The 24,475-nt window shown below is 69.7% G+C and carries 24 protein-coding genes; 7 read left to right on the forward strand and 17 right to left on the reverse strand.

Features of this window, described 5'->3' with window-relative positions; genetic code table 11:
* Window positions 1-90: 90 nt before the first annotated feature.
* The 10 genes from PKD06_RS08365 to PKD06_RS08410 all read right to left on the reverse strand — a co-directional run bounded on the left by PKD06_RS08365 (window position 91) and on the right by PKD06_RS08410 (window position 8,972).
* A complete protein-coding gene (locus PKD06_RS08365; protein WP_324379442.1) occupies window positions 91-579 on the reverse strand; it encodes an ATP F0F1 synthase subunit B in 489 nt (162 codons plus the stop codon).
* Window positions 580-591: 12 nt separating this feature from the next.
* Complete coding sequence (locus PKD06_RS08370; RefSeq protein ID WP_324379444.1) at window positions 592-1,143, reverse strand: F0F1 ATP synthase subunit B'; 552 nt, start codon at window positions 1,141-1,143, stop codon at window positions 592-594.
* Window positions 1,144-1,161: 18 nt separating this feature from the next.
* The gene (locus PKD06_RS08375; RefSeq protein WP_324379445.1) at window positions 1,162-1,389 is read right to left on the reverse strand and encodes a F0F1 ATP synthase subunit C; all 228 of its coding nucleotides are present in this window, start codon (window positions 1,387-1,389) and stop codon (window positions 1,162-1,164) included.
* A gap of 61 nt (window positions 1,390-1,450) precedes the next feature.
* Window positions 1,451-2,176, reverse strand: a complete 726-nt coding sequence (locus PKD06_RS08380; protein ID WP_324379447.1) for a F0F1 ATP synthase subunit A — start codon at window positions 2,174-2,176, stop codon at window positions 1,451-1,453.
* A gap of 89 nt (window positions 2,177-2,265) precedes the next feature.
* Window positions 2,266-2,616 (reverse strand): AtpZ/AtpI family protein, encoded by a 351-nt coding sequence (locus PKD06_RS08385; protein WP_324379449.1) that lies wholly within the window; start codon window positions 2,614-2,616, stop codon window positions 2,266-2,268.
* Window positions 2,617-2,797: 181 nt separating this feature from the next.
* On the reverse strand, window positions 2,798-6,247 hold the full coding sequence (locus PKD06_RS08390) for an AAA family ATPase (protein WP_324379451.1): 3,450 nt from the start codon (window positions 6,245-6,247) through the stop codon (window positions 2,798-2,800).
* Window positions 6,248-6,280: 33 nt separating this feature from the next.
* On the reverse strand, window positions 6,281-6,907 hold the full coding sequence (locus PKD06_RS08395) for a DsbA family protein (protein ID WP_324379453.1): 627 nt from the start codon (window positions 6,905-6,907) through the stop codon (window positions 6,281-6,283).
* Between the two features lie 37 nt (window positions 6,908-6,944).
* Window positions 6,945-7,574, reverse strand: coding sequence for a thioredoxin domain-containing protein (locus PKD06_RS08400; RefSeq protein ID WP_324379455.1), 630 nt, complete (start codon window positions 7,572-7,574; stop codon window positions 6,945-6,947).
* The gene (locus PKD06_RS08405; RefSeq protein WP_324379457.1) at window positions 7,571-8,119 is read right to left on the reverse strand and encodes a DciA family protein; all 549 of its coding nucleotides are present in this window, start codon (window positions 8,117-8,119) and stop codon (window positions 7,571-7,573) included. The genes PKD06_RS08400 and PKD06_RS08405 overlap by 4 nt, the downstream gene beginning before the upstream one ends.
* 40 nt (window positions 8,120-8,159) lie before the next feature.
* On the reverse strand, window positions 8,160-8,972 hold the full coding sequence (locus PKD06_RS08410; RefSeq protein ID WP_324379459.1) for a formyltransferase family protein: 813 nt from the start codon (window positions 8,970-8,972) through the stop codon (window positions 8,160-8,162).
* A gap of 343 nt (window positions 8,973-9,315) precedes the next feature.
* Between PKD06_RS08410 and PKD06_RS08415 the strand changes: the two genes are divergently transcribed.
* Together PKD06_RS08415 and PKD06_RS08420 are read left to right on the forward strand one after the other, a co-directional pair.
* Window positions 9,316-10,833, forward strand: a complete 1,518-nt coding sequence (locus tag PKD06_RS08415) for a peptidase S10 (RefSeq protein ID WP_324379462.1) — start codon at window positions 9,316-9,318, stop codon at window positions 10,831-10,833.
* Between the two features lie 63 nt (window positions 10,834-10,896).
* Window positions 10,897-11,709: an SDR family oxidoreductase gene (locus PKD06_RS08420; RefSeq protein ID WP_324379463.1), complete on the forward strand. Its 813-nt coding sequence runs from the start codon at window positions 10,897-10,899 to the stop codon at window positions 11,707-11,709.
* Window positions 11,710-12,073: 364 nt separating this feature from the next.
* On the opposite strand, the gene PKD06_RS08425 is transcribed toward PKD06_RS08420, so the two are convergent.
* Window positions 12,074-13,018, reverse strand: a complete 945-nt coding sequence (locus PKD06_RS08425) for an extensin family protein (protein ID WP_324379465.1) — start codon at window positions 13,016-13,018, stop codon at window positions 12,074-12,076.
* A gap of 229 nt (window positions 13,019-13,247) precedes the next feature.
* The gene (locus PKD06_RS08430) at window positions 13,248-14,042 is read right to left on the reverse strand and encodes an SDR family NAD(P)-dependent oxidoreductase (RefSeq protein WP_324379467.1); all 795 of its coding nucleotides are present in this window, start codon (window positions 14,040-14,042) and stop codon (window positions 13,248-13,250) included.
* A gap of 109 nt (window positions 14,043-14,151) precedes the next feature.
* Here PKD06_RS08430 and PKD06_RS08435 point away from each other — a divergent pair, with 109 nt between their 5' ends.
* The 3 genes from PKD06_RS08435 to PKD06_RS08445 all read left to right on the forward strand — a co-directional run bounded on the left by PKD06_RS08435 (window position 14,152) and on the right by PKD06_RS08445 (window position 16,273).
* A complete protein-coding gene (locus PKD06_RS08435) occupies window positions 14,152-14,898 on the forward strand; it encodes a YebC/PmpR family DNA-binding transcriptional regulator (RefSeq protein WP_324379469.1) in 747 nt (248 codons plus the stop codon).
* On the forward strand, window positions 14,895-15,392 hold the full coding sequence (gene ruvC / locus PKD06_RS08440; protein WP_324379471.1) for a crossover junction endodeoxyribonuclease RuvC: 498 nt from the start codon (window positions 14,895-14,897) through the stop codon (window positions 15,390-15,392). The genes PKD06_RS08435 and ruvC overlap by 4 nt, the downstream gene beginning before the upstream one ends.
* Window positions 15,393-15,568: 176 nt before the next feature.
* Window positions 15,569-16,273 (forward strand): OmpW family protein, encoded by a 705-nt coding sequence (locus tag PKD06_RS08445; RefSeq protein ID WP_324379474.1) that lies wholly within the window; start codon window positions 15,569-15,571, stop codon window positions 16,271-16,273.
* Between the two features lie 300 nt (window positions 16,274-16,573).
* On the opposite strand, the gene PKD06_RS08450 is transcribed toward PKD06_RS08445, so the two are convergent.
* Genes PKD06_RS08450 through PKD06_RS08470 form a run of 5 tightly spaced genes read right to left on the reverse strand, consistent with a single transcriptional unit; the run spans window position 16,574 to window position 22,144 of the window.
* Window positions 16,574-17,569: an oligopeptide/dipeptide ABC transporter ATP-binding protein gene (locus PKD06_RS08450; protein ID WP_324379476.1), complete on the reverse strand. Its 996-nt coding sequence runs from the start codon at window positions 17,567-17,569 to the stop codon at window positions 16,574-16,576.
* Complete coding sequence (locus PKD06_RS08455; protein ID WP_324379478.1) at window positions 17,566-18,579, reverse strand: ABC transporter ATP-binding protein; 1,014 nt, start codon at window positions 18,577-18,579, stop codon at window positions 17,566-17,568. Before PKD06_RS08455 ends, PKD06_RS08450 begins: the two co-directional genes overlap by 4 nt.
* Window positions 18,576-19,532: an ABC transporter permease gene (locus tag PKD06_RS08460; RefSeq protein WP_324379480.1), complete on the reverse strand. Its 957-nt coding sequence runs from the start codon at window positions 19,530-19,532 to the stop codon at window positions 18,576-18,578. Before PKD06_RS08460 ends, PKD06_RS08455 begins: the two co-directional genes overlap by 4 nt.
* Window positions 19,529-20,506: an ABC transporter permease gene (locus PKD06_RS08465; protein WP_324379482.1), complete on the reverse strand. Its 978-nt coding sequence runs from the start codon at window positions 20,504-20,506 to the stop codon at window positions 19,529-19,531. The genes PKD06_RS08460 and PKD06_RS08465 overlap by 4 nt, the downstream gene beginning before the upstream one ends.
* Window positions 20,507-20,545: 39 nt before the next feature.
* Entirely contained in the window at window positions 20,546-22,144 is a 1,599-nt protein-coding gene (locus PKD06_RS08470; protein WP_324379485.1) for an ABC transporter substrate-binding protein, read from the reverse strand.
* Window positions 22,145-22,370: 226 nt separating this feature from the next.
* On the opposite strand from PKD06_RS08470, the gene PKD06_RS08475 reads away from it, so the two are divergent.
* Window positions 22,371-23,006, forward strand: coding sequence for a PRC-barrel domain-containing protein (locus PKD06_RS08475; RefSeq protein ID WP_324379487.1), 636 nt, complete (start codon window positions 22,371-22,373; stop codon window positions 23,004-23,006).
* A gap of 135 nt (window positions 23,007-23,141) precedes the next feature.
* A complete protein-coding gene (locus PKD06_RS08480) occupies window positions 23,142-24,398 on the forward strand; it encodes an MFS transporter (RefSeq protein WP_324379489.1) in 1,257 nt (418 codons plus the stop codon).
* Window positions 24,399-24,475: the final 77 nt, after the last annotated feature.

Here is a 24,475-nt window from a genome sequence, read left to right on the forward strand (position 1 = left end):
AAAGCAAAAGAGGCCCCGGTCAAACCGGAGCCTCCTGTGTTCTCACACAGCCTGGCGAGGCCGGCTTTTCATGTGGCGTGTCCCGAGAACTCACGAATGCAGCTTGGACTTCACCTCGCCGAGCCCCTTGTCGATCAGATCCTGGCCGAGGGGGCCCTTCATCTGCTCGCGCAGGACCGCCTCGGAGACCCTGACGGCCGCATCGGCTGCCGCGTCGCGGACGGCCTGGGCGGCGCTGGCCTCGGCCTGGGCGATCTTGGCTTCCGCGGCCGCCGTGCGGCGAGCCACGAAATCGGTCAGCCGGTCATGCGCTTCCTTGGCGATGCGCTCGGCCTCCTCACGCGCGGCCTCGACCATGGCCGCGGCGTCGCGCTCTGCCGCCTTCGCCCGCTTCTTGTAGTCGGCGAGGACGGCGCCCGCTTCCTCGCGCAGCCGGCGGGCCTCGTCCAGCTCGGCCCGCACGCGGCGCCCGCGCGCGTCGAGCGCGTCGAGCACCTTGTTGAAGGCGCCTGCATAGCCCGCGATCCCCACGAAGATGAGGAACGCGACCATAACCCAGAACTCGGGGGTGAAGAACATGACGGCCTCGAGCTACGGGGCGGCGCGATCGAGGGCAGCCTCGATCGCCGATGATTCGGCCGGACGTCCGGTCAGACGCTCGACGATGGCGCCGGCAGCGTCGCCAGCAATGCCGCGAACGCTCGCCATCGCATCCTTCGTCTTGGACTGGATGGTCGCTTCGGCTTCGGCGAGCTTCCTCGCCAGATCGCCTTCCAGGTCCTTGCGGCGAGCCTCGCCCTCGGCCGTGAGCTTGTCGCGCGTTTCCTGCGCGATGCCCTTGGCCTTGTTGCGGGCCTCCGCCAGCGACGCCTCGTAGGCCGCCGACGCCTCTTCCGCCTGGTTCCGCATCCCCTGCGCCTCGTCGAGGTCGCTCGCGATGCGCTTCGCGCGGTCGTGCAGCACTTCGCCGATCTTCGGCAGCGCATACCGCGACATCAGCACGTAGAGCAACCCGAAGGAGATCGCGAACCAGACGAGCTGGCCGGCGAAGCTGCTCGGCTCGAAGGGCGGGAAGCCGGCCTTGTGGCCGGCTTCATGGCCGGTCGAGGCGTGCGTGGCGGTGGCGTTCGTGGCCGTGGCCATGACGCGCTCTCCCCTCGCTCAGACGGCGAACAGCAGCAGCAGAGCCACCAGCAGCGAGAAGATGCCGAGCGCCTCGGTCACCGCGAAGCCGAAGATGAGGCGGGCGAACTGGCCGTCGGCGGCCGAGGGGTTGCGCAGCGCGCCCGAGAGGTAGTTCGCGAAGATCAGGCCGACGCCCACGCCGGCGCCTCCCATGCCGAGACAGGCAAGGCCGGCGCCGATGTACTTCGCAGCAACGGGATCCATGGTCACGAACTCCTGAGATGAAAGGGTCTTGAGGAAAAGGGGGCCCGAGCGTTCCCGATGCTCAGTGGCCGGGGTGAATGGCGTCGTTGAGGTAGATGCAGGTCAGGATGGCGAAGACATAGGCCTGCAGGAGCGCGACGAGCAGCTCCAGCGCCGTCAGGGCCACGGCCAGCAGCAGCGGCAGCGGCGAGATGACCGCCCAGAACCCCGCCGCGAGCAGCGTGGCGACGAAGCCCGCGAAGATCTTCAGCGCGATATGGCCCGCCAGCATGTTGGCGAAGAGACGGACCGAGAGGGAGATCGGCCGCGAGAGGAAGGAGACCACCTCGATCAGGACGACGAGAGGAAGGATGTAGCCCGGCACGCCCGAAGGCACGAAGAGCTGAAGGAAATGCGTGCCGTGGCGCATGAAGCCGTAGACGATGACCGTGGTGATCACGATCATGGCTAGGGCGAAGGTGATGATGATGTGGCTCGTGACCGTGAACGAATAGGGAATGAGCCCAATGAGGTTCAGTACGAGCACGAACATGAAGATCGAGAAGACGAGCGGGAAGAATTTCATCCCTTCCTCGCCGGCCGATTCCCGGACGGTCGAGGCGACGAACTCGTAGCTCATCTCGACGAGCGACTGGAGGCGCCCCGGAACGAGCGCGCTGGTGCGGGTCGCCGCAAAGGCGGCGGCCGAGATGAGCCCGACCGCACCGAGCATGTAGAGGCCCGATTGCGTCAGCCCCAAAGCCGGAATGATGGGCTGAAGTTGGAATTGATGGATCGGATCGGCCACCGCAGTCTCTTCAGCCTTCGCTTGGTGTCTCGGAGCACAGCGCAAGGCCGCGCCCCCGTGGTTGAACGGCCGCCCCGGCGCAATCTACCTCACCGGCCTGCCGGAGTTCCGGCCGATCGGATCACGTTGTAGACGCCCGCCGCGAAGCCGAGCAGCAGGAAGACGATCAGCCCCCACGGCGATGTGCCGAGCCCCTTGTCGATAGCCCAGCCGAGACCGCCGCCGACGACCACGCCGGCCACGAACTCGGAGGATATCCGAAGCGCTTTCGAAAGCGCCGAAGGGTCGGATGAGCTGGCGCCTCGGGCTGGCCGGGGAGCGGGGGCAGGACGCCTCGCTTCCAGTTTCGCCCCGAGACGATCAAGTCTTCCGGAGAGATCGTCCCCGGAGGATCCTTCCGACACACCATCGCGCCCTGACCGCGCGTCGTCGCCATTCATGGCCAACCCCGCGTGCTGAGGCGCAAAAGCATGTCGGGACGCCCCCCGAAGCCGGCGGCACCATAGTTTCGCCCCGACAGGGTGTCAAGGAACTCGCCAAATAGATAAATGATTGTGCGCGCTGTCTTTTATGACTTCGGCCCGCCGGGGCCCGCGTTTTTCCACGGCAAGGCGCCGCGCCTCAGCCGGCCTCGCGCAGCCGCTCGGCAGCTTCGAGATCGACCGAGACCACCTGCGATATCCCGCGCTCGGCCATCGTGACCCCGAAGAGGCGGTCCATCCGGGCCATCGTGATCGGGTTGTGGGTGATGACGACGAAGCGCGTCTCGGTCTCCCGCGCCATCTGCCGCAGGAGGTCGCAATAGCGCTCGACATTGGCATCGTCGAGCGGCGCGTCGACCTCGTCGAGGACGCAGATCGGGGAGGGATTGGTCAGGAAGACGGCGAAGATCAGGGCGATCGCCGTCAGGGCCTGCTCGCCGCCCGAGAGGAGGCTCAGCGATTGCGGCCTCTTGCCGGGCGGCCGCGCGATGATCTCGAGCCCCGCCTCCAGCGGATCGTCCGAATCCACGAGTCTCAGCTCGGCCTCGCCGCCGCCGAACAGGGTTCCGAACAGGCGGCGGAAATGGCCGTCCACCACCCCGAAGGCGGCGTTGAGCCGCTCGCGTCCCTCGCGGTTGAGGCTCGCGACCGCCTGGCGCAGGCGCTTGATCGCCTCGGCCAGGTCCTCGCGCTCGGCTTGCAGCCTGTCGCGCTTGCCCTCCGATTCGGCCAGCTCCTCCTCGGCTCGCAGGTTGACGCCGCCGAGCCTGTCGCGCTCCGTCCGCAAGGCGGCGAGCCTCGCCTCGGCGGCGGCAGCGTCGAAAGGCGTATCGCCGAACGCTGCCTGCAGGACGAGGTCGCGGGGGGAGACCTGGAACGCCTCCTCGACCTGGCGGCCGAGCTCCGCGAGGCGGCGCTGGAGCGCCTCCGTCCGGGCGGCCGAAGCGGCCCGGCGCTCGCGGGAGGCGGAGAGCGCCTCCAGGGCCGCGCGGGCGGCGCGGGCCGTCTCCTTCGCCTGCCGTTCCGCCCCCGCAAGGCGGTCGGCCGTCTCCGCGCGCCGCCTTTCGGCCTCCTCGCTCGCGGTGAGGAGGGCGCGGCGCCGATGCGCGAAGGTGTCGGGTGCCTCCTGCAATTGCTGCCGCTCGGCCGAGGCAGCGGCCTCGCGCGCGGCGAGTTCCGCCGCGGCGGCCTGCGCGCGCGCCTCCCGCTCCGTCCAGAGCCGCAGATCGGCCGCGAGGGCTTCGCGGCGCTTGCGGGCAGCCTCCTGCTCCCGCGTGTAGGCGCCGAAAGCGGCGCGGCTGTCGGCGACGCGCGCGCGCTGTTCGGCCGCAAGGGTTCTCGCCTCGAGATGGCGGCGCTCGATCTCCTGTGCGTCGGGAAGGGCGGCGAATTGCGCCGCGACCTCGCCGGCGCGCAGGCGCGCCTCGCGCTCCCCCGCCTCGACCCGGCCGAGCGCTTCGGCGAGGGCGGAGAGACGCGCGACGCCCTCGCTTTCCTGCCGCTCGGCCCGAGCCAGGGCCTCCCGCGCCTCGTCGAGCGCGCGGCGGCTGCGCCGTTCCGCCTCGACGGCGGCCGTCTCGCGCCGCGCCGCCTCGCGGACGGCCGCCTCGGCGGCCGAGGCCGTGGCGCGGTTCGCCTCGGCCGCCTTGCGCGCGGTGGCGAGATCCGCTGCGATCCCGGCGAGGCGGTTGCGCTCGGCCAGCCGCCGCGCGGCGGCCGAAGGCGCCTCCGCCGAGGCCGTGAGCCCGTCCCAGCGCCAGAGCGCTCCCTCGCGCGTGACGAGGCGCTGGCCGGGCGCGAGCCTGCCGCAGAGGTCGCGCGCCTCGGCCTCGGTCGCGAGGCCGGTCTGGCGCAGGCGGCGGGCCAGGGCCGGGGGGCCGCTCACGAAGGCGGCGAGCGAGGAAAGTTCGCCCGGAAGCGGCGGGTCGCCCTCGCCCGGGCCGGTGTCGCGCCAGCGCAGCGGAGCGGCCTCCTCGGGCGAGGCGTCCAGGTCCTCGCCGAGCGCGGCGGCGAGGGCGGTCTCGTAGCCCGGCGACACCGCGACCGCATCGAGCATCGTCGGGAAACGCTTGCCGGGCACGGCGGCGAAGAGCTTGGCGAGGGTGTTGTGCTCGGTCTCCAGCTTCTGGGCGGTCCGGTCCGTCCGGGCGGCCTCGGCGCGAGCCTGCGATTCGGCCTCGCGCGCGGGGGCGAGGAGGCGCCTCGCCTCGCCTGCTTCCTCCTCCGCCGCCATCCAGGCCGCCTCCGCCGTCCCGCGAAGCTCGCGCAAACCGGTCGAGGCGAGATGGGCGCGGCTCGCCTCAAGCGCCGCCTTTTCCGCCCGCAGCCGCTCGGCCTCCCGGGAGGCGCGGCCGGCCCGCTCGCCCTCCGCCGCCTCCTCGCGCCGGAGGGCTTCGCGCCGCGCGGTCCGCTCGGCCAGTTCCGTCTGGACCTCGGCGAGCCGGGTTTCCGCGGCGGCGAGATCCGCCTGTGCCGCAGCGACCTCGCCCTCCAGCGCCTCGCGCCGCGCGAGGTCGTCGCCCGGACCCGCGGCGATCTCGGCGCTTTCCCGCTTGAGGTGCGCGATGGTCTCGGCCGCGTCCTGGCGAAGCTGGGCCTGGCGGGCGGCGTCGCGCGCGATCTCCGCGATCCGCTGCTCCAGGTCGCGCAGGCGCTGGGCCGCGCGCTTCTCCTCGCCGTCGAGATCGCTCTTCGCCTGGGAGATGCGGCGCAGGGCTGCCTCGGCCTCGATCTCCGCCTCGCGGACCGGGCCCAATTCGTGGGCGGCGACGGCCTCCTGCCTCGCCGCCTCCGCCTGGGCCGCCGTCGCCTCGGCGACCGCGCGGACATCCTCGCGCTCGGCCGCCTCGGCGGCGGCGCATTCGCGCTCGGCCGTGGCCCAGCCCGCGGCCGCGATGCGCGTCTCGATCCTGCGGATCTCGCCCGAAAGGTTGCGGTAGCGCGCCGCCTGCCGGCCCTGGCGGCGCAGGCCCTCGACCTGCTGGCCGATCTCGCGCAGCACGTCCTCGACGCGCAGCAGGTTCTCCTCGGCCTGCCGGAGGCGCAGCTCCGCCTCGTGGCGGCGGGCATGGAGGCCGGCGATCCCGGCGGCATCCTCCAGGATGCGGCGGCGGGCCTGGGGCTTGGCCGCGATCAATTCGCTGATCTGGCCCTGGCGCACGAGGGCCGGCGAGCGCGCGCCCGTGGCCGCGTCGGCGAAGAGGAGCTGGATGTCGCGCGCGCGCACCTCGCGGCCGTTGACGTGGTAGCTCGATCCGCGGCTGCGCTCGATCCGGCGCGACACCTCCAGCGCCTCGCTGTCGTTGAAGGCGGCGGGGGCGAGGTGGTCGGCATTGTCGAGGGCGAGGGTGACCTCGGCGGTGTTGCGGGCGGGCCGCCGGGCCGAGCCGGAGAAGATGACGTCGTCCATGCCGCTCGCGCGCATGTTCTTGTGCGAGCTTTCGCCCATCACCCAGCGCAGGGCCTCGACGAGATTCGACTTGCCGCAGCCATTCGGGCCGACGACGCCCGTCAGGCCCGGCTCGATCAGCACGTCGGTCGGCTCGACGAAGGTCTTGAAGCCGACGATGCGAAGGCGCGTCAGCTTCATGCGCGCGGGCTCCCGGCGGGGCGGGCTCCCCCCTCAGGGGCCGGGGAGCGGCCCGATGATGGTTTCGAAATCCTCAATCGAGATCGCGCCTTGCCTGCGCTGCCCATTGATGAAGAAGGTCGGGGTCGCCTTCACGCCGAAGGCGTCGATCCCGCGTTCCTTGACGGCGTTCACGCCATCCAGAAGCGCCTGGTCATGCAAGACCCTGTCGAAGGATTCCTGTGTGAAACCCGCCGACAGCAGCCTTTGCCGCAGGGCATCCACCGGCTTGTCGGCGAAGGCCCAGCTCTCCTGGGTTTCGAAGAGCAGGCCGGTCAGCTCGTAATAGCGCGCCGGCTCGGAGCGCGCCATCATGAAGGCGAGCGTGGAGAGCGGATCGAGCGGAAAGGGACGCAAGGTGAAGCGCATCCTGCCCGTGTCGATGAAGCGTTTCCTCAACTCCCCGAAGGTGGCCTTGTGGAAATGCGCGCAATGGCTGCACGTCAGCGAGGCATATTCGATCACCGTGACCTTGGCCTCGGGCGGCCCGAGCCACAGATCCTCCAGCGGACCGGGCCGCAAAAGCTCGTCCGGGTCGATCTGCGCGGCCCGGGCGCCGCGCGGGAGGGCGGCGACGAGAGCCCCGGCGAGGAGGGCGCGGCGGCTGCCCGCAAGCGGCATGACGGACCCTTCTGATGTGTTGCGGTGGGCCTGCCGCTCAGGCGCCGAGCAGCGGCTTGATCATCTTCTCCAGCCCCTCGATCGAGGCGTCGCCCTGCTGGCGGACGCCGTTGACGAAGATGGTGGGCGTCGAATCGACCTTGAACACGTCCATGGCGCGCTGGCGGCCGGCATTGATGCCGTCGAGCAGCTTCTGGTCGCGCAGGATTTCGTTGAACCTGTCTTCCGAGATTCCGGCCTGGCGCAGGAGCTGCTTGACGGAGGGAAGCACCTTGGCCGGATCGGCGAGCCAGCTTCCCTGCGTGTCGAAGAGGAGGTCGACGATCGCGTAATATTTCGAGGGGTCCGACCGTGCGACCATGAAGAGCGCCGTGTCGTACTGGTTCAGCGGGAAGGGCCGCAGGGTGAAGCGCACCTTGCCCGTGTCGATATAGCGCTTCTTCAGCTCGCCGAAGGTCGTCTTGTGGAAGTGGGCGCAGTGGCTGCACGTCAGCGAGGCGTATTCGACGATCGAGACCTTGGCGTCGTCGGGTCCGAGCCAGATGTCGCCGAGCGGATCGGGCTTCAGCAGTTCCGCCGGATTCACGTTCTGGGCGAAGGCGGGGGAGATGCCGGCGGCGACGGCCGCGGCTCCCATCAGAACGAGCGTCTCGCGGCGCGTGATCATAAGCTGTCGTCCTCGAAGGTCGCGGAGGAGCTAAGGCGTCGCGCGGGGCGTGGCAAGCCGGCAGGGGAGGCTGCGACAGCATGGCCGAGGCGCGCGAGGGCCGCGCGCAATTCCTCCGCCTGGATCCCCGCGGTGAGCGCGGCGACGCGGCGGCGCTCCTCGGGGCCCGGCGCGGGGGGGAGCGCGCGGGGCCGGCGTGCCTCGCGCCTCACGGGGCCCTGCTTCAGCACCAGGCGGCCGATGCAGCGCCAGCCATAGACGGCATTGATGCGCTCGACGACGAGGCCCGCCATGTGCTGAAGCTCGATGGCGAAAGCCCCCTCGACGCGCACGACGAGCGTCGCCGGCTCGGAGCGCCCGGTCTCGCCGGGGCGCCGGCGCGGCCACTCGACCTTGAGCGGATGGGAGGCGGCGGCAAGCCTTTCCCCCACGAGATCCGGCCAGGATGCGACGATGTCCTGGCCGCTGAAGCCCTGGGCGGCGAGGGCCGGGGCGAGGGTCTTGTCGAGAAAATCGGCCAGGGGGCGCGGGCGGGGCCGTTTCATGGCGCCATTCTACCGGCGCGTGCCCGCCTGTGGAAGCCGCTCATCCCGACCACAGGGCGAGGAGATCGGCGATCCCGGCGGCGCGCCGACCGCGGCGGCGCAGCGCCGCCATCTCCGCGGCGCTCGGGAAACCCCGATAGGGGAGCACGGGAAGGGCCGTCTCCGTGGCCGTGCCTGCGGCGATCTCTCCCAGCACGCGGTCGAGCAGCGGCAGCGCGGCCTCGTGCAGCCGCGCGGCGGCGCCGAGCGCCGTGAGGCCCGGCTCGTCCGCGATTTCGGCTTGGGCGAGCAGGGAGCCGGCATCGATCTGCGGCACGAGGCGGTGGATCGAGACGCCGAGCCGCACGGGGTCGTCGAGGAGCGCGTGGATCGTCGGGACGGGTCCGCGATGCAGGGGCAGCAGCCCGGCATGGACGTTCATGCCGCCGAGCGGAGCCGCGGCGATCGTTTCGGCCGTGAGGATCTGGTCGAAATGGAAGCTGACGATCAGATCCGCCCCGCTCGCGGCAAGGGCATCCCGGAACGCCTCGCCGTTGACGTCCCGCACGGGAACCGCCGCGATCGCGCGCGCCCGGCAGGCGCGGGCGAGGGGCGTGCGGTCGATATCCTCCGGCCCCGTGCGCCGCAGGGTGGCCACAAGGCCCGGCAGGGCGAAGTTCAGTGCGAGATAGGGCAGGATGCGCAGCCCCGACCGGCGCAGATGCCGCCACGTCTGCCCGAGCGCTCCGCCTGCCTGCGCCCGGTAGGGATCGGAGAGGCCGACGAGGACGATCTCGTCCGCATGGGCGGCGAGGAAGCGCCGCACCGCGCGCGCATTGGCCTGGGCTTCCAGGGTCAGGAGGGCGATGCGCAAGGGCCGTTTCGGGATGCTGGACGGGTGCGGCGGCCGGATCGGTCTGCCGCGAGGCGGAACCTACCACGCCCGGTCGAGACGGACACCCGCCATCACCTCAGCCAATGAATGCGAGGCGTTCGAAGCCCTCCCTTGTCATTCCCGGCCGGAGCGAAGCGGAGGGAAAGGGATCCGGGAGGGCTTGCGGACGGCCCTGGATTCCCTTCCCGGCCCTTTGGGCCGCCGGGAATGACAGGGAGGGCATTTCACCCGATCGCCCTGGTCGCACCCCGTCAGGAGGGGCGTTGTCGCGGGTGCCCGGATGGGGCTCGCCCGTCATGCGTCGGGCCCGTATCCTGGCGACATGAACCGCCTTGCCCGCCTTCTCGCCGCCTGCCTGCTGCTCGCGCCCGCGCTCGCCTTCGCCCAGCCCGCCCCGTCCGGGGAGCGGGCGCGTCCCGCCCCGGCCGCGGAAGGCCGCCACCTGCCGGCGGATGTCGCGACCGAGCATGTGCTCGAGCTTCCGGGCCGGACGCTCCGCTTCGAGGCGACGGCCGGAAGCCTTCCGCTGGTCGATCCGGCAGGCGCGGTGCAGGCCGAGATCGGCTATGTCGCCTATCGCCTCGCCGGCGCGGATGCGGCGAGCCGTCCCGTCACCTTCGCGGTCAATGGTGGGCCGGGCGCCTCCTCGGCCTATCTGCACCTCCTCGTCGCCGGGCCCTGGCGCCTGCCGCTGGCGGGGCCGACCGTCAGCCCCTCGGCCTCCCCGGTGACGGTCCCGAACGAGGCCACCTGGCTCGACTTCACCGATCTCGTCTTCATCGATCCGGTCGGAACCGGCTACAGCCGCGCGGCGACGCCCGAGAAGGCCCGCAATTCCTATTCGGTCGAGGCCGATATCTCCTCGCTTTCGGCCGCCGTCGCGCGCTGGCTGCGGGAAAACGGCCGCATGGCCTCGCCGAAATTCTTTCTCGGCGAGAGCTATGGGGGCTTTCGCGGGCCGCTCCTCGCCGAATCGCTCGCGACCGAGACCGGGATCGGCCTGTCCGGCCTCGTCCTCGTCTCCCCGGTCTTCGATTTCGGCTGGCTGTCCGAGCCGCGCTGGAAGCCCATGGGATTCGTTACGACGCTTCCCTCGATCGTGGCGACGATGCGGGAGAAGAAGGGGCCCGTCACGCGTGAGGACCTCGCCGGGGCGGAAAGCTACGCGGCCGGCGACTATCTCGTCGACCTGCTGAAGGGTCCGAACGACCGCGAGGCGCTCGCGCGGATGACCGCCCGCCTTGCGGATCTGACGGGCCTTCCCGCCGATTTCATCCGCTCGCGCGGCGCGCGGCTCGATATGTCGAGCCTGCGCCGGGAGATCGGGCGGGACGAGGGCCGCGTCGCCTCCGCCTATGATACCGGGCTGTCGAGCTTCGATCCCGATCCGACCGCCCCGCGCAGCGAGGCGGAGGATGCGGGCCTCGCCAGCATGCGGGGGGCGCTGACGAGCGCCGCGGTCGATCATCTCTGGCAAAGGTTGCGCTGGCGGGTCCCCAATGCCCGCTACGAACTGCTCAACAACGCCGTGAGCGGCGCCTGGAAATTCGGGAGCGGAAGGGAGCCCGCCGAATCCTTCTCCGAACTGCGCCGCGGCCTCGCCCGCGACGCGAAGCTGCGGGTGCTGGTCGCGCATGGCCTCACCGACCTCGTGACGCCCTATTTCGCCAGCGCGTTGCTGCTGCGGCAGATCCCCGATTACGGCGGGGAGCGCCGGGTCGAGCTCGCGACCTATCCGGGCGGGCACATGTTCTACCTGCGCGACGCTTCGCGTCTCGCCTTCCGGGAGGCGGCGCGCGCCCTCTACGAGCGCGCCTTGCAGGCCCGCTCCGCGAATTGAGGGCGCAACCGGACGGGGCGGCGGCCGTTTTCCGAGGACCGCACACCATCGGCAGGATATGCCATGCCTCCCCCCGTCCTCGCCCTTGCCGGCCATGTCGCCCTGGTGACCGGGGCCTCGTCGGGCCTCGGGGCGGCGACCGCCAGGACCCTCGGCGCGGCCGGGGCGCGGGTCGTCGTGAACTACAATGCGGATCGGGAGGGAGGCGAGGCGGTCGCCGCCTCCATCCGCGCGGGCGGATCGCAGGCGCTGGCGGTGCAGGCCGATGTCTCGCAGGAGGATGAGGTCGAGGCGCTGCTCGCAGCCGCCCGGGGGGCTTTCGGCACCTTGCACGTCCTCGTCGCCAATGCGGGCCTCCAGCAGGATGCCAGGGCCGAGGAGATGACTCTCGCCCAGTGGCGTCGGGTCATCGAGGTGAACCTGACCGGGCAGTTCCTGTGCTGCCGCGCCGCGATCCGCGAATTCCTGCGCCGCGGCCCCGCGCCGAAGGTGAGCCGGGCCACGGGCAAGATCGTCTGCATGTCCTCGGTCCACGAGGCGATCCCCTGGGCCGGCCATGTCAACTACGCCGCCTCGAAGGGCGGCGTCATGCTGATGATGAAGAGCCTCGCCCAGGAATTCGCCGACCGCCGGATCCGCATCAACTCGATCGCGCCGGGCGCGATTCGCACGCCCATCAACCGCGCCGCCTGGGAGAGCGAGGCGGCCGAGGAGAAATTGCTGCGGCTCATCCCCTATGGCCGCATCGGGGAGCCGGAGGACGTCGCCCAGGCGGCGCTATGGCTCGCCTCGGACCTCTCCGACTACGTCACCGGCGCGACCCTCTTCGTCGATGGCGGCATGACGCTCTATCCGGGCTTCCAGGATAACGGCTGAGGCCGGCCGTTTCGCGTTGCGCTGCAATAGGTCTCGGCCGCGAGGAGTTTTGGCGCCCCGCCTGGACGGAGAGACTCTGCGGCCGAGGCTCCGTCGGTGGGCGAAAGAGCATGGATCGCAAGGCGTTGCGCCTTGCGCAAAGAAAAAGGGCCGCGACGGATCGCGGCCCAAGTCAAGGGAGGAAACGCCCAAGGAGGGCAGCGATGCGGTGCCCGAAGCACGGCATCGCGTGTCTCTATTTATGTTGCATCGCACATAGAATGCAAGGCCTCCGGATCAAAAAAGCGGGATTTTGTGCTCAAACAAGAGGCCGGGCCTGGGCGTTCTTTCCCTCTCCGCCTTCTTCCTGGGCAATCCGGCCGCCCTACCGGCACAGCCGGAACGAGTGGGAGTGCCTCATGATGTCGAGATGGAGATGGCTGTCGTGGAAGGCCGATCCCGGCCCGAGGACGGTCGTGAAGTAATTGCAGGCGGCGAGCCGGATCGTCTGGAAAGCGGGGTCGCGGCCATGGCCCTGGACCGGCAGGCGCCCCCGGTTGGCGAAGTAGATGGTGTTGATGTCGAGGGCCTCGCCGTTGCCGTGGGCGCTGAGCTTGCCGCCGGGCTGCCTGTTGCGGGTGCGGCATTCCCAGCCGGGGCCGGTGGTGATCGAGACGATGGCGGAGTTGCGGCTGGCGGCCAGGGCGGGCGCGACGGAGCGAAGCCAGTCGCCGAAGCGCAGAGCCATGCGGCAGGAGATGATCGGCTTGTCGGGCAGGATGATCGAGCCGCCCGGCGTGCCGCGCTCGGCGATGGCCGAGATCTGGACCGGGCTCTCGATCGCGCAGGCGGAACTGCCGCCCTGCTGCCCGGCCGGGGCGAAGGTGGTGCCGGCGGCCCGCAGCCGCGAGAAGCAGTCGCCTCCCGCCGCGAAATCCCGGCTGTCGGTCGCGAGCGGCGCCATGCCTCCGAGGGAGGGCGGCCGCTTCGGGGGGAGCGGGATATCCACGACCGGGCTCGGCGGCGCAAGCACCGGCGATTCGGAGCGGGCCGGGGGCGGGGCCGGCTCCTCGGACATGAGCGGATCGAGTTCGGGGGCCGCGCGGAGCGGCTTGATCAGCCAGGACCCGACTGTCGGCCAGGGCAGGGGGGAGCCCGGCGCCCGGGCCGGGTCGAGAATGCCGCGTCCGGCATAGGCTGCCGGCTGCCCGTCGAAGGCGCGCGAGCGGCGGGACGGGGGGGAGGCGGCCCATGCCGTCGCAGCCGAGCCGGCGAGCAGGCATCCCAGAAGGGCGGCGGCGAGGGCGCGCCGACGTGGAGTTGCCCTCATGCGGGGCGTGGCTCCGTTGCCGCGACCTTGCCGCATCTCCATCGCCGGATGTCCAAAAGGTCTCTGAGAACCGGATCGTCGGCCAATACGCCCCCGCTTGCGTCGCGCCTTGAGGAATGCGGCCTGAAAAGGCACCCGCTCGCGGCTTTTTGCGGGCGGCGCGCGATTTCGCAAGGCCGATGGCCGCACGGACGGGGATGCGCGCCGGGAAGAGGTCCGAGCGAGGCCGTCAGCGCGTCGCGGCCGTGATGCCGCCGTCCACGACGATCTCCGTGCCGGTGATGTAGCGCGCCTCGTCCGAGGCGAGGAACAGCGCGGCATGGGCGACGTCCCAGGCATCCCCCATATGGCCCATCGGCACCTGGCCATGGCGCCGGGCGACGAAGCCGTCGTAGTCTCCGCCCGCATAGCGCTCGGCGAGCCGGTTCACGAGGGGCGTATGCATCAGGCCGGGGACGACGCAGTTCAGCCGCACCTTGTCGGGGGCATGGATCACGGCGGAGGTCTTGGTGAGCTGGATCAGGGCGGCCTTGGCGGCGGCGTAGCCGACCTGCGGCTTGCCGATGTACCGCTGGCCCGCGATCGAGGCGACGTTCACGATCGCCCCGCCGCCGCCCTTGCACATGATGGGGATGGCGTGCTTGCAGGCGAGAAAGGCGGTCGTGACGTTGAGCTGGAGCTGCGCCGTCCAGACCTCCTCGGGCATGTCGACCGGACCGCCGGGCTCCGACTGGCCGACATTGTTCACCAGGATATCGAGAGCGCCGTGCTGCTCTCGCACGGCCCGCATGAAGCCTCCCACGGTCACGTCGTCGGTGGCGTCGATCCGGTGGACCTGCGACGATCGGCCCTCCTTCGCGATGAGGCGGTGCGTCTCCTCGGCGGCGGCAAGGTCGATGTCGGTTCCGACGACATGGGCGCCCTGGCGGGCGAAGAGAACGGCGGTCGCCTTGCCGTTGCCCCAGCCCGGCCCGGAGGAACCGCATCCCATCACGACGGCGACCTTTCCCTTGAGGCTCAGCATCCGATCCGCTCCGCGCCGCGAGGATGACAGGCGGCGCCACTTCTCTTAATCCCCATCCCGCGGTCCGCGATACCGCGCCAGAGGCTGTCATTCCTCAGAGACGAAATTCATGGCCGGACATTCCCAGTTCAAGAACATCATGCACCGGAAGGGCCGTGCCGATGCGGTCCGCTCGAAGCTCTTCTCGAAGCTGGCGCGCGAGATCACGGTCGCGGCCAAGATGGGAATGCCCGACCCGAACATGAACCCCCGCCTGCGCGCCGCGATCATCGCCGCGCGGGCCGAGAACATGCCCAAGGACAATATCGAGCGGGCGATCAAGAAGAGCCTCGGGGGAGACGCGGAGAACTACGAGGAGATCCGCTACGAGGGCTACGGCCCGGGCGGGGCCGCCATCATCGTCGAGGCGATGACCGACAACCGCAACCGCACCGCCTCCGACGTGCGCTCCGTCTTCACCAAGGCCGGCGGCAACTTGGCCGAGACCGGCGCTGTCTCCTTCATGTTCGACCGCGTCGGCGTCATCGAATACGAGGCGAAGGCGGCCTCCGACGACGCGATGCTCGAAGCCGCGATCGAGGCGGGCGCGAGCGACGTCGAATCCGACCCCGAGGCCGGCCATACGGTCTATTGCGAGCAGGGCGACCTCAACGAGGTCTCGAAGGCGCTGGAGGCCCGGTTCGGGGAGCCGCGCAAGAGCGCGCTCGCCTGGAAGGCGCAGAATGCCGTCTCCGTGGACGACGAGGCCGGCGAGAAGCTGCTGCGCCTCATGGAGACGCTCGACGGCCATGACGACGTCCAGAACGTCTACGGCAATTTCGAGGTCTCCGACGCTCTGCTGGCCAGGATGGGGTGAGCGGCCCGGTCCGCATCCTCGGGATCGATCCGGGCCTGCGCCGCACCGGCTGGGGGCTCGTGATCGCCGAAGGTAACCGGCTGTCCTACGTCGCCTGCGGCACGGTGGTCTCCTCGGAAAAGGAGGCGCTGGCGACGCGCCTGCGCCAGCTCCATGACGGCCTCGCCGAGCGGGTGCGGGCGCTCGAGCCGGACGAGGTCGCGGTGGAAGAGACCTTCGTCAACAAGGATGCCCAGGCGACGCTGAAGCTCGGCCATGCGCGGGCGATCGCGCTGCTGGTGCCGGCGCTTGCCGGGCTTCCCGTCGCCGAATACGCGGCCAACCTGGTCAAGAAGACTGTGGTCGGAACGGGCCATGCCGAGAAGCGGCAGATCCAGGCCATGATTCGCGTGCTGCTTCCGAAAGCCGACCCCACCTCGCCCGATGCCGCCGACGCCCTCGCCATCGCGGTGACCCATGCCCATCACAGGCGGGCGCGGGCGCTCGGAGCCTGATTCCGCCGCGGTGACGGGGAGGGTGTCGGGCGCAGCGTTGCCGATTTGCCACCATCGCCTGCGCCGTTCCGGGGGTGCGACAATTATTGCGCCCGGTCATAGACCCGTGGCCGTGCCGTAGCCGAAGTCGGTTAACCGACTCGCCAAAGCGCGAATCGTATTCAGGGGGCTGAACCGTGCGCTTTTCTTTCATCGGGCCGAAGCTCGCCGCCTGCGCGGCCTCGCTGGCGGCCGTCGTCGCCGCCGCGCCTGCGGCCCTGGCCGCGGACCTGCCGGCTGCTCCGCCCCAGGCGGTTGCGGTGCCCGCCCTCGACGATTGGAGCCCGTGGATGATCCGCGGCCGCGCCCTTGTCGTCATGCCCGACGAGAGCGCGAAGCTGAGCGCCGCCGGGGCTCCGATCGTCGGCGGAAAGGTCGACATCTCCACGTCGGTCGTGCCGGAACTCGATATCTCCTATTTCTTCACGAAGAACATCGCGGCCGAGCTGATCCTCGGCGTCACGCCGCACAAGGTGAAGGGCGCGGGCACCCTGACCGGCACGCCGATCGGCAATGCCTGGCTGCTGCCGCCGACCCTCATGCTGCAATATCACTTCACCGATCTCGGCCCGCTCAAGCCCTATGTGGGTGTCGGCGTGAACTATACGATCTTCTTCGACGAGAAGGCGCGCGGCGACTTCACCAGCTTCAAGATCAAGGACACCGCCGGCCTCGCGCTCCAGGCCGGTTTCGACTACATGCTCGATGAGCATTGGGGCCTGAACGTCGATGTGAAGAAGATCTTCCTCGAGCCGAAGGTGGCCCTCTATCCCGGCCCGGTGACTGGCAAGGTGAAGATCGATCCGTGGCTGATCGGGGCCGGCGTCACCTACAAGTTCTGAGGCGGGCGCGGCGGGTCGCCCTGTCCGCCCGCTCGGCTGGCGGATAGGAGCCGCCCGACGCTCCCTCTGTCGTCTCCGGCGCGCCGAAGGCGCGGGAAGCTCCCCTTGTCATCCCCGGCCGGAGCGAGGCTGAGGGGAAGAGGATCCAGGAGGGCTCGCAAGCGGCTCTGGATTCCCTTCGCGGCCCTTCGGGCCGCCGGGAATGACCAGGAAACATCGAGGCTCGCCTCTCGGCATCGGGAAGCGGGACGGCTCGCGCTTCCCCATCAAGCGGCCGGGACGCCTTCCGGCCCTTTTCTTTCAGATTCGTCCCTCGTGCACGGCGTGGCAGGCGACGCCGTCTTGCAGGGGAGGGCGCTCCGTGCGGCAGCGCTCGTTCGCATACGGGCAGCGCGGATTGAAATGGCAGCCCGGCGGCGGGTTGATCGGGTTCGGAATCTCGCCGCGAACGGGCTCGCGCCGGCGCCCGATATGGGCGAGGTCCGGCACCGCGTCGAGCAGCATGCGGGTATAGGGATGGCGCGGGGCCGCGAACAGGCCCTTGCTGTCCGCCACCTCCACGATCCGGCCGAGATACATGACGCCGATCCGCGTCGCCATGTGCCGCACGACCGCGAGATTGTGCGAGATGAACAGGAAGGTGAGGCCGAGCCGGTCCTGAAGGTCGCGCATCAGGTTGAGGATCTGCGCCTGCACAGACACGTCGAGCGCCGAGGTCGGCTCGTCGCAGACGATGAACTCGGCATCCGAGGCGAGGGCCCGCGCGATCGCGATGCGCTGGCGCTGGCCGCCGGAGAACTGGTGCGGGTATTTGCGCCCGTCATCCGGGTGCAGGCCGACGAAGGTGAGAAGCTCCCCCACCCGCGCGTCGATCGCCGCCTTGTCCTTGAGCAGCCCGAAGGCGCGGATCGGCTCGGCGACGATCCGGTCGACGCGCCAGCGCGGATTCATGCTGGCATAGGGATCCTGGAAGATCATCTGGATGCGGCGGCGCAGCTTCTGCCGATCGGCCTCCGAGGTCCGTGCCTCCATGTCGATGCCGTCGATCCTGACCGAGCCGCCGCTGGTCGGAAGCAGCCCGACCACCATCCGCGCCACGGTCGACTTGCCCGAGCCCGATTCGCCGACGAGCGCGAAGGTCTCGCCGCGCGCGATGTCGAGGCTGATGTCGGAGACCGCGGTCAGGAGCTGCCGCGGCGCGCGCTCGATCATGCGGTTGAGCCAGGGCTTCGAGACGTCGAAGACCCGCTGGAGGTTGCGGACCTCGACGAGGGGCGTTGCGGGGGCCGCGCTCATGCCGCGTCCCTCCGGGCGGCGAAGGCCGGGTCGTAGAGATGGCAGGCCGCCTTGTGGCCGGGGATGGGAGGAGCCCCGGTTCCGGGTTCCTTCAATTCGGGCCGCACCGTCATGCAGGGCGCGAAAGCCTTGGCGCAGCGCGGGTTGAAGGGGCAGCCGGGCGGGATCGCGGAGAGGCGGGGCATCGAGCCAGGGATGGAGGCGAGGCGGTCGGCTGTGTCGGCAAGGGTCGGGATCGCGCCCATCAGGCCCTGCGCATAGGGATGGAGCGAGTGGTTCACGACCTCGGCCACGGGGCCGACCTCGATGATGCGCCCGGCATACATCACCGCCACCCGGTCCGCCGTCTCGGCGATCACGCCCATGTCGTGGGTGACGAGCATGACCGCGGTGCCGTGATCGGCGCACATGCGCTTCAGCACGGTGATGATCTGGGCCTGGACCGAGACGTCGAGCGCCGTGGTCGGCTCGTCGGCGATCACGAATTCGGGATCGGCGCAGAGTGCGAGGGCGATGACCACGCGCTGGCGCATGCCGCCCGAGAAATGATGCGGATAGCCGTCGATCCGGCGCTCGGCGGCCGGAATGCCGACCTCGGTCAGGAGGGCGATGGCACGCTTGCGGGCATCGGCGGCCGAGAGATCGGTATGAGCCTGGATGGTCTCCACCAGTTGCTGGCCTACGGTGTAGAGCGGATTGAGGCTTGTCAGCGGGTCCTGGAAGATCATGCCGATGCGCTTGCCGCGGATGCGGCGCAAAGCCTCGGGCGCGAGATGGTCGATGCGGTCGCCCGACAGCCGCACCTCGCCGGTGGCGATCTTGCCCGGCGGGTCGATCAATCCGATCACGGCCGAGCCCGTGACCGACTTGCCCGCCCCGGATTCGCCGACCACGCCCAGCACCTCCCCCCGCCCGATCTCGAAGGAGATGCGGTCGAGGGCGGTCAGCACGCCGCGGCGCGTATGGAATTCGACCGTGAGGTCGCGGACGTCGAGGACGGGGGTGCTCACTGCAGCCTCGGATTCAGCGCGTCGCGGAGCCAGTCCCCGAGCAGGTTGATGGCGAGGACGAGGATCACCAGCGTCGCGCCCGGGAAGGCGGCGATCCACCATTCCCCGGAAAAGAGATAGCGGTTGCCGATGCGGATGAGCGTGCCGAGCGAGGGCTGCGTGTCGGGCATGCCGCTGCCGAGGAAGGAGAGCGTCGCCTCCGTGATGACGGCGAGCGCGACGTTGATCGTCGCGATGGCGAAGACCGGGCCGATCACGTTCGGCAGGACGTGGCGCACCATGATGGTGCGGGAGGAGAGGCCGATCAGCCTTCCGGCATGGACATAGTCCTTGCCGCGCTCGACCAGGACCGAGCCGCGGACGGTGCGGGCATATTGCACCCAGAAGGACAGGCCGATGGAGAAGACCAGGACGGCCAGGATCACGTAGATGGAAAGCTGCGCCCCCATCACCGACTTCACCATGCCGTCGACGAGGAGGGCGATCAGGATGGCGGGGAAGGTGAGCTGCACATCCGCGATGCGCATGATGAGCGCATCGATCGTGCCGCCGAAATAGCCGGCGATCAGTCCCGCCATGATGCCGAGGGCCGCGGCGAAGACGACCCCGAGCAGGCCGACCGCCAGCGAGACGCGCAGGCCGTAGAGGATGGCCGAGAGGATGTCGCGGCCCTGGTCGTCCGTGCCGAGCACGAAGGGCCATTGCCCGTCGGCCAGCCAGATCGGCGGCAGGCGGGAATTGAGGAGCTCGAGCTGGGCGGGGTCGAAGGGATCCTGCGGGGCGATCAGCGGCGCGAAGAGCGCGGCGACGAGGAGGAGCAGGGTCACGAAAGCCGCCGCCATCGCGACTTTCGAGCTCTTGAAGCTCGCCCAGACGTCGGAATCGAGCGCTCGCGCGAGCCAGCCCATGGGCTGGGCGGGGGCGGGTGGGGCGGTGGCGGGGCCGGCGCTCATGTGGCTTTCGTCGCGACCTGGAGGCGCGGATCGACGACCGAATAGAGGATGTCGACCGCGAGATTGATGCCGACGAAGATCGCCGCGACCAGCAGCAGGTAGGCCGCCATGATCGGGATATCGACGTTCTGCACCGCCTGGAGGAAGAGGAAGCCCATTCCGGGCCACTGGAAGACCGTCTCGGTGATGATCGAGAAGGCGACGATCGAGCCGAGCTGCAGGCCGACGATGGTGATGACCGGGATCAGCGTGTTCTTGAGCGCATGGCCGAAATAGATCGCGCGGTTCGGAAGGCCGCGGGCGCGCGCGAAGCGGATATATTCGGTGCGCAGCACCTCCAGCATCTCCGCCCGCACCAGCCGCATGACGAGGGTGAGCTGGAAGAGGCCGAGCGTGATCGAGGGCAGGACGAGGGCCCTGAGGCCGGAGGCGGTGAGGAAGCCCGTGCTCCACCAGCCGATCTTGACGACGTCGCCGCGCCCGAAGGAGGGCAGCCAGCCGAGCCGCTCCGAGAAGATGTAGATGAGCAGGATGCCGGTCAGGAAGGTCGGCAGCGAGATGCCGATGAGGGAGACCGCGTCCAGCGTCTTCGCCAGGGTGGTGCCGCGGGTGAGGGCCGAGACCACGCCCAGCACGACCCCGAAGCCGAGGGCGAAGAGGGTGGCGCAGAAGGCAAGCTCCAGCGTCGCCGGCAGGCGCTCGCCGATGAGGGAGGAGACCGGCTGGCGGAACTGGTAGGAGATGCCGAAATCGCCCCGCACCGCCCGCCCGAGATAGCGCACGACCTGGACGGGGAGGGGGTCGTCGAGCCCGAGCGATTTTCGGACCGCGACCCGCTCCTCGTAGGGCGTGTCGAGCGAGACGATCTGGTTCACCGGGTCCCCGGCGAAGCGGAACATCGAGAAGGCGATGACCCCGACCGCGAGGAACACGCCGACGGCCTGGAGGATGCGGCGGACGAGGAAGGCGATCATGCCGTGCTCCTCCCGTTTGGCCGTCGGATCATGGCGGCTCTACTCCTTCACCGCCCATTCGAAGCGGACCTGGTTGTCCGCCCGCTGCTGGATCTTGAGCTTCTTCGACACGCCCCAGGACAGGGGCTGCTGGTGCAGGGGAATGTAGCAGTAATCGTCGATGCAGAGCTGGAAGGCCTGCTTGATCATCTGGTCGCGCTTGGCCCTGTCGGTCTCGACCTGCACCTTGTCCGCCAGCTCGTCGAGCTTCGGGTTGCAATATCCCGACACGTTCGTGTCGCCGCGCGAGCTCTTGGGATCGGTGCGGCAGCCCATGATCTCGTAGAGGACGTTGTGGCTGTCCATGGTGCTGGCCGTCCAGCCCAGCATGTAGAAGGAGGTGTTGTAGCCGCCCGACTTGAGGATCTTGGCGAAGTACTGCGCCTTCGGCTCGATGATCGGGTTCACCTTGACGCCGATGCGGGCCAGCATGCTGATGATGGCACGGCAGATGTCGCCGTCATTGACGTAGCGGTCGGAGGGGCAGTTGATGCCCACCTCGAAGCCGTTCGGATAGCCGGCCTCGACCAAGAGCTTCTTGGCGGCGGCCGGGTCCGATTTCTCGCGGGTGAACTCGCCGGAGAGGTCGAACAGCTCCCGCGCCACCATGAGGGGCGTCGGGCTCGACAGGTTGCGCATCACGCGCGACTTGATCACGTCGACGTCGATGGCCTTGAAGAAGGCCTCGCGCACGCGCCTGTCCTTGAAGGGGTTCTTGCCCTTCACGTTCGAATTGACCAGCTCGTCGCGGGCCTGGTCCATCCCGAGGAAGACCACGCGGATCTCCGGAGCGTTCAGCACCTGCGCGGCGCCGGACGACTTGACCCGGTCGATATCCTGCAGCGGCACCGGCTCGACGATGTCGACCTCTCCCGACAGCAGCGCGGAGACGCGGGTCGAGTCGTTGGCGATCGGCGTGAAAACGATCTCGTCGATATTGCCGTCCACCTTGCGCCAGTAGTTCGGGTTCTTCTTGAAGACCGTCTTCACGCCGGGCTGGTGGCTCTCGATGGTGAAGGGGCCGGTGCCCATCGCGTGGAGCGAGGCATAGGTGGGAGTCGTGGCGGCGGCAGGGGTCGGCGCGACCGAATTGTGCTCCTCCGCCCATTTCTTCGACATGATGTACCAGCTGTCCCAGGCATTGAAGAGAATGGGATTGGGCTTGTCGGTGGTGAAATCGACCGTGAAGTCGTCGACCTTGGTGACCTTCGCGTCCGGCGGAAGCCGGGTGGCGAAATTCGAGCCGGGGGCGCGGACGCGCTCGGCGGAGAAGAGCACGTCGTCGGCCGTGAAGGGCGTGCCGTCGGAGAACTTGACCCCCTTGCGCAGATGGAAGCGCCAGCGGTTCGGCTCGACCAGCTCCCAGGATTCGGCAAGGGCCGGCTGGACCTTGAGATTCTGGTCTCGCCGGATCAGCCCCTCGTAGACATGGGCGTGATGGGCGATCGTCGTCGTTTCGTTGAGGGTATAGGGGTCGAGGGACTTGAGGTCGCCCTGGTTGGCGTAGTTGACCGTGACGGCACCGGCGGGCTGCGCGAGCACGGCGAGCAGGGCCGTCCCTCCGATCGCGGCACCCAGGGCAAGGCCTCTGAATTTCATGACGTTCCCACCTCTCTTCGGGCCGCTTCGCTCGCTTGCAAGGCGTGAGCCATCTTTGCAAGGCGTGAGCCACGTACGCCGTTGCTTGAAAATTAGACAGGTTTCAGAGAGGAGGTCCAGCCCCAAACTGATCGTCCTCTGGAGGGGGCGGAAGGCAATGGGCGATCGTCCTGCGTGACCCCTCGCCGCGATTGCGTTTTCGGGCGCGGCGCGGAAAAGTGAGGCCATGTCCATCCGGCTCGCCGTCGTCCTCGCCGCCCTGTCCGGCATCGCCTTCGCCGGCTCTCCCGCGACAGCCCAGCAGGGCGCGCCCGAGACGCCCCCGGCGGCCGCTCCTCCCGCCGCGCCGCCGGTGGTGGCCGCCCCGCCTCCCGAGCACGGCACGCCCGCGATCGTACTGAGCCCCGAGGAATCGGAGGGCATCATCGGCAAGAGCGTGCGCAGCGCCTCCGGCGAGGATATGGGCCGGATCGTCGACGTGATCATTTCCGCCAACAACCAGCCGCGGGCGGCGGTTATCGATTTCGGCGGGTTCCTCGGCGTCGGCAGCCGCAAGATCGCCGTGGATTGGCGGCTGCTGCAATATTCGCGCACGGGCAAGACCTGGGGCTTCACCTTCGCGCTCAATCGAAACCAGGTGCGGGTCTCGCCCGAATACAAGCCGGGAGAGCCGGTCGTCGTGCTGAGCGGCTCGCCTTCTCCTCCGGCCCCGGCTGCTGCTCCCGCCGCGGCGCCGGTCGTACCGGCCGCGCCGGCCGTACCGGTAGCGCCGGCCGCGCCGGCTCCGCCTCCATCGGCTTCCGCCGAGCCGGTCCCGGCCCCCGCGCCGGAGGCCGCCGAACGGCCCGCGCAGCCGCACTAGAGCACGATCCGAGAAAGTGGATACCGGTTTTTCGAAAAGATCATGCTCAAGCAAAAGGATAGAGCGTGATGGCGCTTCGGCGAGGCGCCATCACGCTCTAGTGGGCCGTCCCTTCCCGGCCGTCCCGGCGCCGCGGTGAACGGGCGGAAACCGGCAGGTCGCCGCCTGCGGCCCTCGCGCCGAAGCGAGAGGAGCCTCGACTGGTTCGCGTTCTTCGTGGCGAACCTCCAGGCGGGGTTCGGGCCTTTCGTCTCGGTCTATCTGACCTCGGAGCGCTGGACCCAGACGGATATCGGCCTCGTCCTCACGATCGGCGGGATCGTCGGCCTCGTGCTCCAGATCCCCGGAGGGGCGGTCGTGGACGCCTCGGAGCAGAAGCGGACCGTCGCGGCCTGGTCGGTGCTCCTCGTCGGGGCGAGCGCGCTCGCCCTCGCGCTCAGCCCCGCCTTTCCGGTGATCCTCGCGGCCTGGCTGGTCCATGCGGCCGCGAGCAGCACGCTGACGCCCGCCCTCGCGGCGATCAGCCTCGGGCTCGCCGGCCACGGCCGCCTCGCGAGGCGCCTCGGACGCAACGCCAGCTTCGGCTCGCTCGGCAATGCCGTCGCGGCGGGGGTGATGGGGGCGATCGGCTATTTCGTCTCGAACAAGGCCGTCTTCATCGTCACCGCCGCGCTCGCCGCGCCCGCCCTCCTCGCGCTGCGCGGGGTGGTGGTGCAGGAGATCGACCCCCATGCCGGCGAGACGCAGGCCGAATCCGTGCCGCCCCGCGGCGTCGCGCATTGGCGCGCCTTCATGGCGAATCGCACGCTCTACCTGCTCTTCCTGTGCATGCTGCTGTTCCACCTCGCCAACGCGGCCATGCTGCCGCTCGTCGGCAGCATGCTGACCCTGCGCTCGGACGAATCGCCGACGCTGCTCATCGCGGCCTGCATCGTCGTCCCCCAGGTGCTGGTGACGTTCTTCTCGCCCCTCGTCGGGCGCCTCGCCCAGGGCTGGGGGCGCCGCCCTCTTCTCCTGATCGCCTTCGCGATGCTGCCGCTGCGCGGGATCTGTTTTGCCTACATTCAGGAAGAATACTTCTTTGTGGCGGTGCAAACGCTCGACGGCGTGTCGGCCGCCATTGTCGGTGTGCTGGTCTCGCTGATCGTCGCGGACGCGACGCGCAAGTCCGGGCACTTCGCGCTCGCACAAGGAGTGATCGGAACGGGCATGGGAATCGGGGCTTCCGTCAGCACCCTCTTCGCGGGGCAGCTCGCCGACAGGTTCGGCACTGCCAGCGCGTTCCTGGGCCTGGCGGCCGTCGGTGGCCTCGCCTTCGTGGTGGTGCTGCTCGCGATGCCCGAGACCAAATACACGCTGCCGGGGCGCGCATCCCGGCGGCGCGCCCGCTGACCGTCGACCTGCTGCCATCTCGCACGGTGCTTGCATGCGAAAGATTTCGAGCCTCGCCCCCATGGGTCTCTGCAACC

Source organism: Enterovirga sp. (genome assembly GCF_035325185.1).
In the GTDB taxonomy this organism is placed as follows: Bacteria; Pseudomonadota; Alphaproteobacteria; order Rhizobiales; family Beijerinckiaceae; genus Enterovirga.